This is a genomic window from Alicyclobacillus sendaiensis NBRC 100866, assembly GCF_001552675.1.
Lineage (GTDB): Bacteria > Bacillota > Bacilli > Alicyclobacillales > Alicyclobacillaceae > Alicyclobacillus > Alicyclobacillus sendaiensis.
This window is the reverse complement of record NZ_BCRQ01000071.1, coordinates 1-12,692: the sequence shown is the minus strand read 5'-3', so window position 1 is coordinate 12,692 and position 12,692 is coordinate 1. Positions and strand designations below refer to the sequence as shown.

13 protein-coding genes are annotated in these 12,692 nt (G+C 53.4%); 10 read left to right on the top strand and 3 right to left on the bottom strand.

The genetic code is table 11. The annotated features are described in order from the left end of the window. Window positions 1-36: 36 nt before the first annotated feature. Together AS26_RS12065 and AS26_RS12060 are read right to left on the bottom strand one after the other, a co-directional pair. Window positions 37-297 (bottom strand): hypothetical protein, encoded by a 261-nt coding sequence (locus AS26_RS12065; protein WP_062309870.1) that lies wholly within the window; start codon window positions 295-297, stop codon window positions 37-39. 291 nt (window positions 298-588) lie between these two features. Beyond that, the gene (locus tag AS26_RS12060; RefSeq protein WP_062309867.1) at window positions 589-1,191 is read right to left on the bottom strand and encodes a hypothetical protein; all 603 of its coding nucleotides are present in this window, start codon (window positions 1,189-1,191) and stop codon (window positions 589-591) included. 199 nt (window positions 1,192-1,390) lie between these two features. Between AS26_RS12060 and AS26_RS12055 the strand changes: the two genes are divergently transcribed. From AS26_RS12055 to AS26_RS15035, 5 genes are all read left to right on the top strand, one after another. After that, the gene (locus AS26_RS12055; RefSeq protein ID WP_169793499.1) at window positions 1,391-1,924 is read left to right on the top strand and encodes an RNA polymerase sigma factor; all 534 of its coding nucleotides are present in this window, start codon (window positions 1,391-1,393) and stop codon (window positions 1,922-1,924) included. Window positions 1,925-3,481: 1,557 nt separating this feature from the next. After that, entirely contained in the window at window positions 3,482-4,333 is an 852-nt protein-coding gene (locus tag AS26_RS12045; protein ID WP_062309859.1) for a tyrosine-type recombinase/integrase, read from the top strand. Window positions 4,334-4,927: 594 nt separating this feature from the next. Beyond that, window positions 4,928-5,368: an NUDIX domain-containing protein gene (locus AS26_RS12040; RefSeq protein WP_062309857.1), complete on the top strand. Its 441-nt coding sequence runs from the start codon at window positions 4,928-4,930 to the stop codon at window positions 5,366-5,368. A gap of 183 nt (window positions 5,369-5,551) precedes the next feature. After that, the gene (locus tag AS26_RS12035; protein WP_062309855.1) at window positions 5,552-5,755 is read left to right on the top strand and encodes a helix-turn-helix domain-containing protein; all 204 of its coding nucleotides are present in this window, start codon (window positions 5,552-5,554) and stop codon (window positions 5,753-5,755) included. A 144-nt stretch (window positions 5,756-5,899) separates the two neighbouring features. Then, window positions 5,900-7,366: an AICE element replication initiation protein gene (locus tag AS26_RS15035; protein WP_505592645.1), complete on the top strand. Its 1,467-nt coding sequence runs from the start codon at window positions 5,900-5,902 to the stop codon at window positions 7,364-7,366. Window positions 7,367-7,615: 249 nt separating this feature from the next. On the opposite strand, the gene AS26_RS12025 is transcribed toward AS26_RS15035, so the two are convergent. Next, window positions 7,616-7,870 (bottom strand): hypothetical protein, encoded by a 255-nt coding sequence (locus tag AS26_RS12025; RefSeq protein ID WP_062309851.1) that lies wholly within the window; start codon window positions 7,868-7,870, stop codon window positions 7,616-7,618. A 715-nt stretch (window positions 7,871-8,585) separates the two neighbouring features. On the opposite strand from AS26_RS12025, the gene AS26_RS14960 reads away from it, so the two are divergent. From AS26_RS14960 to AS26_RS12010, 5 genes are all read left to right on the top strand, one after another. Beyond that, a complete protein-coding gene (locus AS26_RS14960) occupies window positions 8,586-9,479 on the top strand; it encodes a tyrosine-type recombinase/integrase (RefSeq protein WP_157068499.1) in 894 nt (297 codons plus the stop codon). 24 nt (window positions 9,480-9,503) lie between these two features. Next, on the top strand, window positions 9,504-11,063 hold the full coding sequence (locus AS26_RS12020) for a type I restriction-modification system subunit M (RefSeq protein ID WP_281176963.1): 1,560 nt from the start codon (window positions 9,504-9,506) through the stop codon (window positions 11,061-11,063). After that, complete coding sequence (locus AS26_RS14300) at window positions 11,056-11,436, top strand: restriction endonuclease subunit S (protein ID WP_157068498.1); 381 nt, start codon at window positions 11,056-11,058, stop codon at window positions 11,434-11,436. Before AS26_RS12020 ends, AS26_RS14300 begins: the two co-directional genes overlap by 8 nt. 32 nt (window positions 11,437-11,468) lie before the next feature. Further along, the gene (locus AS26_RS12015) at window positions 11,469-12,320 is read left to right on the top strand and encodes a restriction endonuclease subunit S (RefSeq protein ID WP_169793498.1); all 852 of its coding nucleotides are present in this window, start codon (window positions 11,469-11,471) and stop codon (window positions 12,318-12,320) included. Next, window positions 12,321-12,692 (top strand): type I restriction endonuclease (locus tag AS26_RS12010; protein WP_245629752.1); only part of this gene is annotated, 372 nt, incomplete at its 3' end.

Below are 12,692 nucleotides of genomic sequence, written 5' to 3'. Positions count from 1 at the left end.
CTTCCACCAATCACGACGGAGAGGAGGACATTGGCGTCAATGACGATCTTTTCGATGGGCTTCAAAGTCGGCCAAGACCTCCTCTTCTGAAATACCCTTATCGGCCATCTCCTTTTGCAGTTCTTTGGTCAGACGGTCGTACAAGACTCGTTTAAAATCATCTGAGGGAAGCAATGCTTCGTCCCAGGGAAGAAACACACCCGCCGGTTTTGAACCGCGCATGACGAGAAGCGGTTCTTTCGACCGGAAGTAATCTGTGGCATGATCACGGAATTCGCGGATGCTGACCATTTTCATAGTGACCACCTCCGTGACCACATTCTATGCCGTTTGGAGCCGAAGTTAAACCGACTTTTCATCCAAGGAATCTGCCGACGGACCCAAAAGCGGGACCGGCTCAAATATGTCGCCAAAGGGTGACGAGCGTTTCTACATGCATTGAAGAATCTTTCTGTAAAACGGGTGCAAGGATTCCACCGTGTTTTATGAGTTTTTCCAACGGCCTGGCACGCACCGTTCAAGCGAAGTGCCGGTGTGTGCCGTTATCTTAGCATGTTACCCCTTTCGCCGTTGAGGCGGGACACCACGCTATGACATCCCATGGCCAACTTGTGGGATGTCGTTTCGCCATCCGCCGGACAGCCAGTTGTATACCTCAGGACTTACAAGACGTAGGGTTTTTCCTGGGTGATTCAGATCCATGATCACCACCGTGTGGCGAGAGGTTTCATCGGGCGCAATCACGACATTCTTCCCGTTTGACAGTTGCAATTCAAGACCCGGAGGGCCGGCGTACGTTCGTCCCGTTCCCTGTGAACTTTGCACTCCTTCGTTGTGGTTCAGGTCGTTCAGGAGTTTCTCGACCACGTTGTCGGGAACCAGGTACGTGCGCAGTACCGTGACGACAACACCTGAGGTTGGTGCGGGTGGAATGAGAAGCGCGCGCTGAACCTCTTGGATGGTGGGCAATCCTTCGATGGATGGCGAATCCGGTTTCGACTTGGCTTGTGACGGTTGTGCGTATGCTCCGATTATCGTCTTTTCGGACGTCATGGCTTCTGCCGTGACTTGGGGTGGACTTTCACGGGTTGCGATGGCGTCTTTCAGGTGGAACTCGCCGATCAACACCTCTCCAGCCCCGATACTCAATCCCAGTGCAACGAGTAAAGCCGTAAGAACCGTTCTTGACATCGTGGCGACACCTCTTCCATCGGTTCATTCGTCAACATAGTCGTCAGTGGTGATCGGCATGTTACACGACGACTGACTATGTTTCGTCCTGTGGATGGGCCAATGGCGCATGACCAACCTCAAGGAATCCATTTTCATGTGTCGGTGTAACACATGGCCGGCCGGATACGACGATCTATGTGCAAAGTGAGGGATGCCGTTGGCCGACATTCAGCATGAGGCGAAGCGTGCCATTCAGGAACTGTTGGAGCATTACGGAAACGAGGTTTACCAGTACGCGCTGTACACACTCGGTGACCGGGGCTTGGCGGAGGATGCGGTGCAGGAGATCTTTTTGCGCGCGTTGCAAGCGTGGCCCCGGTTCGAACACAGGAGCAGCCCCCGGAGCTGGCTGTGGGCCATCGCCAGGCATTACGTGCGGGATATGATCCGCAAGAAAAGACGCGCGGGGAACCAAGCAGAGGTCCTGCTCGATCACGTGGCGGATCAACCGTTCGACGACCGTTCGTTGGATCGAATCGAGCTGGAAAGCACTTTGCAGAGTCTTCCTGTTTCGTACAGGGAGGTCGTCATCTTGCGTGTGATTCAGGACCGTCCGGTGCGGGAAATCGCAGAACTCCTCGGCTGGCCGGAGGTCAGGGTCCGTGTGACCCTGCATCGGGCCATCAAAAAACTTCGGAAGGACTTCGTGGAAGCGGATGAACGACGTCCCAACCCGCGGGTAGGAAGGTGATCCGGATGGACCTAAAGCACATACAGGAGAGGTTAAGACCTTTGGGAGAAGTGCAGATGCCCGCTCACGTTCGCGATCGCGTGCGTGATGCCATCATGCGGGCGGAGGTTCCGTCAAGTCCGGCAAACCGTGCGGGCACGAGAAAACCGGTGTGGCTGGGCGGGAGTATCGGTGCGGTGGCGGTGTTGATGATTGCGACGGGTGTTTACATGTGGAACAGTGTGCCTGGGCACCTGCCTGGCCCGTCCGGGAAGCAGACGGACAACATGATGCATGCTGAATCACCGACGCAAGGTTTGGGGAGCTCGAACCGTCCTGGCCAGAACGGGGCCGGTACCTTTGCAAATGCAGATGCAACGCTTTTGCCGGGGAACCCCTCGCCTGGTCCAGCGGGAAACCTGCCGGCGAACGGCATGGGAACGGACAACATCATGATTCCCCATGCCGTGGCGTGGGGGAACAGAACGTATGTTCTCACATCCGAGAACGTATCTCGCGTAGGAGCGGAAATCGGGCGGTACGGGCATTTTGAGCTGTATGCGATACCGGGTGTGCCGGAGACGAGCGCGATCGCGGTACACATCAATCGCAACATGTACCTCAAGGCCACAGCAGAGTCGCACCGTGGGGCTACCCCTTAACGGCACGCAGAGTGGAATGTAAAGAATGTAAAGTCTGTTCGGTGGCCGGGCACCATGTATGAGCGCATGATGGGATTGTGGACATCCAACCACAACCCGTCGTGCGCTTTTTGCATGGCTTCTTTTCGGGGAAGCCATGGGGAAGCGCCGGCGCCCCCGTTCACGGGGCCGAGAAACGGAATCTCACGACTCGGTCTGAAGGGGGCGCAGGTCCGCCGGAAGGTCACGATTCCGGTGGTCCGACCACGCGCAGACACGCCGGCAGGCACGCCGGCAGGCACTCTGGCCAATGGGTGCATGGCGTGTCCGGCGTGGTGCACCATCCGCATCTTCGGTCGTGGAGGCCAATCGTACACGGCCGGAATGGGTGTGCACTTGAGCCGTACGGCATGGCGTACGGAACACATTTGAAGGGAGGTGATGGAGAGAGTAGGCGGTTCGGTGACAGATGTCGCCGGTGATGGGCGCCAGGGCATAGCCCGGTGCACGACGCCCACCGCTTGCCGAAGGCAAGCACCCGTCAGGGTACGTGGGCGGCCACGGTTTATCACGACGGCATTGGCAAATGGCGTCGTGATAAACACCCGCGTAGCGGGAATGTGGCATGCATGCTAACCACAGGCACGAGAGATGGCGAGGGCTGGGGCGTCCGCCTCTGTCTCTGCGCCGGAGGCGGGCAGAGACAGAGGCGGACGGGAGCCGAAAAGTGGCGTGAAATCAAGCGGTTGGCGAGCGGATCGGACGGAAATTCGGCGGAAACGATTCGCCGGGAGCGGGGGATTTTCGCGTCCGGAGGGCAATCGACGGCAAGGCATCTATCGTCACAATCGTCATCGACCGTCACGGTACTAGACCACAAATGCGCGGGTGGTGACGATTGTGACGATGGTGACGGTCGTTTTGGAGGAACCTGATCATGGGGAGCACGGAAAAGACACTGATGGACCAGGTACGGGCGGTGTTCCGGCATACTCGCCAAGGAAGCATTCGCACGCGCGAGCGGTACAGGGAAGCCGGGCAACGATTGGCGAAGTTTCTTGGTGCACAGTTTCAACTGAAAAATCTGCGAAATTTGCAGGACAAACACTTGGAGGCATACGTGCGGTACATGCAGGCGAACGGGCGAACACCTGCGCACATCAAAACCGAGCTTTCGGCGATCCGATGGATTGCGGATCAGGTCGGCTTGAAGCGCCCGCTGGAGGACGCACGGACATTCAACCTCCGAATGAACATCGGTCGCCGGAGTTTCCGCGGGCATGACCGGACGTGGAAAGCAGAAGAGTTGCGGATCATCGACGAAGCACCGGATCGCATTCGGAGCGTGCTCATTCTGGCGCGGGACCTGGGATTGCGAATCCACGAGGCTCATCGCATTGATGTTGCGCACGCGCGTCAGGCGTTGGTGACGAACGTGTTGGAGGTCAAGGGCAAGGGAGGATTGATTCGGCATGTCCCGCTTCGGGGAGAAGCGCGCGAGGTGCTGGGGCGGGCTCTCCGGCATGCACGACCCGGCGAAAAGCTGTTCGTTGCCCCCGACGTGAAAACCCATGAAGCGATCCGCGAGGTTCAGGATTACATACGCCATCACCGCCCGTCTGGGAGCACGGTCACCGCACACGGTCTGCGTCATGGATACGCGCGGGACCGATATTTGGAGTTTCGCGAGGCCGGGTTGTCGGACAAGGAGGCCAAGGCCCGCGTGAGTGAACTGTTGGGGCATCATCGTGAAGAAGTGACGGACATCTATTTGGGGTCGTTGCGTTGATATGTCACAATGGTGCGTCATTGTGTATACGGTTGCGGGCGATTATCGTTGCAGCGTGTACGCGATGCGTGGAAACCCAGTGAAAAATGAGGTGTTGTTTTGGCTTCGGATAGACGAGGGCTGGGTGATAGATGGATGGCAAACTATAGGTGTATGCGTTGTGTACGCATGAAGTACACGATTCCTCAGGAATGTGGTGGCATTTCGTCGGTAATGGGTACGGTGATTGGGCGGACACGTAGAGATCACGTACGAGGGCGCTCCGGGGACCCGTTCGAGCGACAGACCAAAGAAATGTACGGCATTGAGTGCCGTCATCAAACACGAACACCAAGGCAAGCGACCCACTTCTCATAGTGACAAACCTCGTTGTAAGATGGAACCAAAGCATATGTGCACTTTCAACTGAACCGGGATAGGGTAGCTAGGGTTCCGCTTCGTGCCGGGGGCGCGAAGGTCTGCGACCGAGGGCTACATGTCCGGCTTGTGTCGCCGGATGCACCTATTGGCACAAAAGGCCCGAGGGGGAAGGTTCAGCGCACTGTCATGCGCTGATCGCCCCTTCGGGCCATTTTCATGCGGGAGGTTGGAGGCATGTATCGGATCGATGAAATTCGCCCTGGTGTTGCCATGATCATCTTTGACTCGCGTGGGCATGTTCTCCTGCAAAAGCGAGCGGACGTCGGGCTGTGGGGGATTCCGTCTGGACGTGTGGAGCCGGGTGAAACGGTCGTGAATGCGGCTGTACGGGAGGTCAGGGAAGAAACTGGGCTTGAGACGAGAGTCGTGCGGTTGATTGGTGTTTACTCGGAACCAGAGTCACAGGTGTTCACTTACCCAACTGGACGATCCGTTCATTTCGTGACACTTTGTTTTGAAATGAAGGTCGTGGGCGGTCAATTGTCTAACGCGTCACCGGAAACACTTGACGTTCGGTATTTCAGTCCCGATGAGCTACCGTCGGATATGCTGCCTATGCACCCGCGATGGTTGTCAGACGCGATCGCAAAGGCAAGGGAACCTTTCATCCGGTGAGGTGAATGACAGGAAGCGGTTATGGTAAGTGTTCAGCGGGTGACGCCGAAACAATGCAACGAACATACGCACCACTCCCTGTCAAGCATATAGAAAAGGAGTTATGTTGAATTGCAAAGCTGAACGACACGAGAAATGGCGAGTTGCGATAATGTACTCAGACGCTGACGGAGGTGATCGTAGATGGTACGCCGGTTGCTCACCATGGCGGAGGTTGCCGAGATTTGCGGAGTCACGGTCGCTCGTGCGTATGAGCTGGCACGCGAAGGACTCCTCCCTGTCGTACGGCTAGGTCGGCAATTGCGGGTTGATCCCCTCCAGCTGGAAGAATGGATTCGCAACGGTGGACAAGCATATCCGGGCGGTTGGCGCAAGGAGGCTAACTAATATGCTTCACAAAGAAGGCCCAGCCATGGCTGGGCACAATGCATCGGTCAATGGCAGTTTATCACATCATCTATGTACCGGAAAGCGTGCTGGTTCGTTCCTTAATCGTGTGTATATACGGTTGTTGGACGGTGTTGGGAGGGGATGGCGGTGAGTATCCGTCGTCCCTCGGCAGAAGTCTTGAGGATTTTAACCGGGAACAAAGAGACTAAAGCGGACATTCTACTGAGTTTAGCTTCTGGATGGGATCTCTTTCATGACAGTACTGGTGTCGGATACTGCACCGTCAGGCGGGGAGGGCAGGAGGAAACTCTGCCGATTGACAGTGAGCGTTTCAAGCAGTATCTGATTGACGCATACCTCAGGCTGCAAGGCAGTGTACCGCCGGTAAGCGCAGTAACGCAGGTCATGGAGACGCTTAGCGCCGTGGCGTGTGTATCAAGCGTTGAGCGACCATTGTACCGGCGCGTGGCGGGCGACGGAGACCGCCTTTATGTGGATCTCGCCGATAACACTGGAGCTGCTGTGGAGGTTACCAGGGAAGGGTGGCGCATCACGGGGTGTCCGGGACACATTCGATTCATTCGTACACCTGGAATGAAGCCACTGCCTCGACCGTTGGAAGGCGGTACGGTTGAGATTTTGCACAGGTTTTTGAATGTTGAGAGCAATGATGCGAGAATACTGATAATTGCTTGGCTTGTAGGAGCTCTCAATCCAACCGGGGCGAAGCCTATACTTGTATTGCAAGGTGAACAAGGGACCGGAAAGAGTACTCTGACTCGGATGGTTCGAGAGTTGATTGACCCAAATGAGGCGTCCATTCGTTCGCTACCAGAAAGTCAACGCGATTTGGTGATCGCAGCAACCAATGCGTACGTTCTGGCGTTTGACAATCTTAGCGGCATTCGGCCATCTTTGTCGGATGCACTTGCGCGTATCAGCACGGGTGCGGCTTACGCGACACGACGATTGTACACTGATCGTGACGAAGTGCTTTTTAGGTTCAGGCAACCCATCGTTTGCAATGGAATCGATGCCATTGCCACTCGCCAGGATTTCCTCGATCGGTCGATTGTACTCCGTTTGCCGGTCATTCACCCGACACGGCGGAGGAATGAGGCAACACTATGGGAGGAGTTCCGGCTCCAACAACCGTATATACTTGGCGCGATTCTGTCGGCGGCTTCAGCCGCACTCCGAAATCTCCCAAACACGCGGTTGTCTAGTCTCCCTCGTATGGCGGATTTTGCGTTGTGGGTCACTGCCGCCGAACCGGCGTTCGGTTGGACCCGCGGCAGCTTTTTGAAGGCCCTAGAGCGAAACCGGCTGAGAGCTGTCAAAGACAGCCTTGAGGGTAATGTTATCTATGAGGCGCTTTGTGGTCTTTTGGACGCGCAACCGTCTTGGACGGGGAGGGTAACAGACCTGTTTATTGAGCTTCGCCGGTATGTTCCGCCGGAGGTACTGAGAGGAGGGTCCTGGCCTGCGCAACCAAACAAGTTGTCCGCTGAGCTGAACAGGCTGGCACCTACTTTGCGGGAAGTTGGTATTCAGTACCAACATTTCCGCGACAGGCGGGGGGCGCGGGTCAGGTTAAGCCGGCTATAGGATGAGACCAAAGAATTGATCTATCGTCACTATCGTCACCATCGTCACGCGACCGGCCATCCGAATTCGTGGCGATGGTGACGATACACTGCACGGGGGAACACGGAGTATCGCACGTCAGGGATTGATCCGGCCGGGATTAGTCCAGATTTTAGCGTAGCTTAAGAGCAGAGCACCCAGATGTACCTGGAGTATCTGTTCGAACGACTTTCTAACATTCTAAATGAGGTGTCCATTGCACCCGGTACTTCATAGGCCTAATTCCCGTTCCAATTCTTCAGTGGTCAACACGTTTCCCGTCTGCAATTCCTTTCTGGCTTGTTCAGCTCCGGCCTGTTCCTCTTCCGTCTCGGGTTCATCGTCGGCTGATGCTGACATGAGCTTCTTCAGCAGAGGGTCTTCACCAAGATCGCGCAGATACCGGAGGTAGCGAAGTGCCGGTGCCACTTCACTGTCCGGCAACTGGTCAATCAACCGATGCAATTCCTCGCGATCCACACGCACGGGTTTTCCTCCTTGTTGTATGCACATGTTTGCCTATCACCATGTTACCAGATTTCCCAAGCGGTGCCGGGGAGATACCTACATGCGAAATAGATTCCAAATAGTTCCTCTGATAAGCCGCACACCAATCATGAACGCATTCATCGAGTCTTACCATCGCATCTTGGACGAGGAGTGTTTGAGCCGCCACGAGTTCGGGACGTTTGCGGAAGATACGACGTGGTTACAGAATTTAAATATTTTTACATTCGCAGGTGATTACATTCTTCCTGCACTATCTGGTACCGGCTGTGTTTTCTAGAAAGGTACCACGAGTCAGGACTCCAACCTGTGAAGTGTGTGCGCCTGTAACGCGTGAGGTGAGTCGTTGTCCCCTTGGCTCCCGTGATCCGACCGGTGGAAGCGAGGTCAAGAGCGGCCGACAGGTCGAACGTAGTAAGCGTTGACGGGGCGACGCCGGGTGGTATCATACCAGCCAGTCGAGACATGGGCGTATGTAGGTAGATCCCGTTAGGCAGATGCAAGAAGGCCAATCCGTCCAACACGAGGCCAATCCGACCGCTTGTTCGAGTGAGTGGGGCGTGGCCATGATATATGTCGTGGAATCCGTATTCTATGAAATACAAACCTGCGCTTCAGCAGAGATTTGTCGTATAATACGTTCGGGCATGCGCGGTTTTGATTTCGTATAATACGTCAGAAGTTGTGGGATTCAGTGACACACCTTGGGGAATTCAGACAATGGCTTGTTCATGAGGGCAAGAACGAGAAGACGATCGTAGCCTACGAGCAGTCAGTGCGCCTCCTGGTTTCATGGTGGGAACAGCGCGAAGATGGACAATTCAACGCGGCTGATATCACCGCACTGGACCTCCACGAGTGGAGGACATATCTCCAGACAGTTAAAAAATACTCGGCGTCTACCGTCAATCGCCATGTGGCGGGACTCAAGACCTACTGGGCGTTTCTAACGGAGAATGGCCTAGTACCGGCAGACCCTACTCGCAAGGTACGTGTGAGGCGCCCCTCGATGTTGAATGTCTCACCACGATGGCTGACACGTAAAGAACAGGCCCGTTTCCTTCACGAATTAGAAAAGGAGAAAAGCGCACGTAGACGTAAACGTAACGTCGCAATTGTCCCATGTTTGCTTCAGGCGGGGTGTCGAGTGGCTGAAGTGGTGGCTTTGGACGTAGACGATGTCGATTTGAGGCGCAAAACGCTTACCGTTCGTCAGGGCAAGCGAGGAAAGATGCGACTTGTGCCGATGAACCGCGATTTGACGAAGGCCCTTGCCGAGTGGATGGATGAGCGGAATAAAGTGGAAGCGCCTGACAATGCGTTATTTGTGTCAGAACGCAAACAGCGATTGACTGTGCGGGCTATACAGCATTTCGTTAGCCAAATCTTTGATAACATAGGAATCGAAGACGGAACATGTCACAGTTTACGGCATTCGTTCTGCAAAAACCTGCTCGACAGCGGACAACCCATCACTGTAGTTGCGCAACTGGCAGGACACGAGGATCTAGAATCGTGCCGGCGGTATCTTCTACCGAACGAACGTGATCTCCGGATCGCAGTGGAGGGAATCAGTTCAACCAGATAAACGCAGTTAAGAGAGGGAAGAACCGTGGGACAAGTACAGGCCGACATCAATTTTGAGAAGGATCTATTTGAGGCTGCAAACCGGATGCGGGGCAGTATTGCGCCGGCTGACTATAAACACATCGTTCTGCCGCTTATCTTCTTGCGGTATTTATCTCTGCGATACGAAAAACGACGGGCAGAACTCGAGCGGATGGTGAATGACCCGAGTAGCGAGTGGTACACAGAAGACCCAGAGATGCGTGAAATGATCCTCAATGACCCTGACCAGTATCGGTCGGAGGGTGTTTACCTGATTCCTACCGAGGCCTCATGGAAATATATTTCGGACCACGCGAAGCAGCCCAACATCAAAGAGATTGTCGATAACGCCATGAAACTGATCGAGGAACAAAACGACGATCTCAAAGGATACTTGCCGCGGATTTATCAGCAGTCCAATCTGCCGGCTGAAAACCTGGCGGAACTCATCGCCATATTCTCGCGTGAGCAGTTTAGTGTGCAGAATCACGAGAGCGTCGACGTTCTCGGACGTGTGTACGAGTATTTCATCGGTAACTTCGCAAGTTCGGAAGGGAAACGTGGCGGGGAGTTTTACACGCCGTCCTCCATCGTTCGTCTTCTGGTAGCGATGCTGGAGCCGATTGAGGGTACCGTCTTTGATCCGGCTTGCGGATCAGGCGGGATGTTCATCCAGTCAGAGCGGTACACCACCAAGAAGAAGGCTTTATCGTTCTATGGTCAGGAAGTTATTGAGACCACCGTTCGACTTGGAAAAATGAATGTCTTGCTTCACGGAATCAATGCGGACATCCGGCTGGGTAATTCGCTTTTGAATGACCTGTTCCCAGGACAGCAGTTTGACTACGTCATCTCAAATCCGCCTTTCAACATGAAACTTTGGGGAGCGGATAAGATTCAACCAAATGATCCGCGTCTGATTGGTCCCGTGACTGATTCAAACGCGAACTACATGTGGATCCAGCATTTTCTGTATCACTTGAAAGAAGGCGGCACGGCAGGGTTTGTTATGGCGAACGGGGCCATGACGACGAATACAACTGAAGAAAAAGAAGTGCGTAAGCGACTGATTGACGAAGGATATGTGGATTGCATTGTACAGATGCCTGATAAGTTGTTCTTAACCACCGGTATTCCATGTGCGTTGTTCTTTCTGAGCAAAAATCGAGATGGACAAAAGGGGTTTCGGTCAAGGAAAAACGAGATTCTCTTTATTGACGCAAGACAGAAAGGCACTCTTGTAAACCGTAAGCAGAGAGTGTTGTCTCAAGAGGAAATCGATCAGATCGCCGAAGTTTATCATGCCTATCGAAACGGAGACGGAACTTATACTGATATCCCGGGCTTCTGCAAAGTAGTCACGGTTGAAGAAGTTGTGGCAAATGATTATAAGTTGACGCCTGGGGTGTATGTAGGAACCCCGATTGATGACTTGGAGAATACGGACACCTTTGAAGAGGAAATGTGTGAACTGTCAAGAAAACTCCGAGTGCAATTTGAGCAGTCCACGCAACTGCAACAAGAAATTTTGAAGACTCTTCAGGGGATGGGTTACGGTGTCTGATTGGACAACGTATCGGATCGACGATCTGATCAATAAGGGAGTTCTTAGTATCGGTGATGGTTATCGGGCCAAAAATGCCGAACTCAGTAACTCTGGCCTTCCGTTTGCCCGTGCTGGAAACATCAAGGATGGATTTGATTTCAAAAACGCAGATTTTTATCCGATAGACAAACTTGATAGAGTGGGAGACAAAGTAAGTAGACCCGGAGACGTTGTCTTTACCTCAAAGGGAACGGTTGGACGATTTGCCTTTGTGAAAGAGGATACAGAACGATTCGTATATTCGCCTCAACTGTGCTACTGGAGATGCCTTGATCGCTCCGTTATTAACCCGCGTTTCTATATTATTGGATGCACGGTCGAGAGTTCATGAGTCAGGTCAATGCCGTCAAGAGCCAAACAGACATGGCCGATTACGTGAATTTGACCGAACAAAGGCGTATGTATATCACTCTACCGCCTATAGAAACACAAGAGGCAATCGCTCATGTCCTTGGACTTCTCGATGACAAAATCGAACTCAACCGTCGCATGAATGACACACTTGAACAAATGGCTATGGCGCTTTACAAACACTGGTTTGTCGATTTCGGGCCGTTCCAGGACGGAGAGTTTGTGGAGTCGGAATTGGGGATGATTCCGAAGGGGTGGGAAGCTACTACCATAGGGAACGCTGTTGAGGTACTGGGGGGAGGTACGCCAAGGACTACCGTGCCAGAGTACTGGGAAAACGCGGATATAAATTGGTTTACACCTAGTGATTTGACTGACAACGCATCGTTATTCATTACCAATTCTCGGAAGAAGATTTCAAGACAAGGATTAGAAAATAGTTCAGCAAAACTTTTCCCACCGTATTCACTCATGATGACCAGTCGCGCAACAATTGGAGTTGTTACGATCAATCGAACGTGGGCTTGTACAAATCAAGGATTTATTGTGTTGGTTCCAAATGAACAGTTTTCGCTGTACCAACTGTATGGTTGGCTTAAAACAAACATGGACACTATAAAGTCCTTGTCAAATGGTAGTACCTTCATGGAAGTGAACCGTACCAACTTCAAGTCTATTCCAATCGTTCGGGCCCAGGGAATAGAGACCTATATCAAGCAATCAAAGGACATATTTGATCAGATCGATGTTCTGCTCAGAGAAATCGATACTCTGTCGGAGATTCGGGACTTCCTTCTTCCTCGCCTTCTTTCGGGTGAAATCGAGTTGGAGGAAGCCGAGGAGAGGGTTGAGGAGGTGGTTTAGGTGGGTGGCAGGCTTTACGAGTCTGATTTTGAACAAACGACAATCGAACGTTTAAAACAATTAGGATATGAACATGTCCCGGCTTATGAACTATACAACCGAACCAATCTGGGGGAGGTCGTTCTCCACGATCGTCTTCAAAACTTCCTTCGCCGAACCTATCCGGGCCTTCCAACAGAGGCCATGGCGGCCTTGTTCACAAATCCGGACGGTTTAACGTGGCAGCAGAGGAACCGTCGGTTTCACGAGATGCTGGTCAAGGGTGTCGATTTCGGCTACGAGGTCGGCCAAAAGACCGAGTACGCGCATGTCGCACCCATTGATTGGGACAATCCGGATAACAATGACTTCGTGGTGGTGAACCAACTTCCG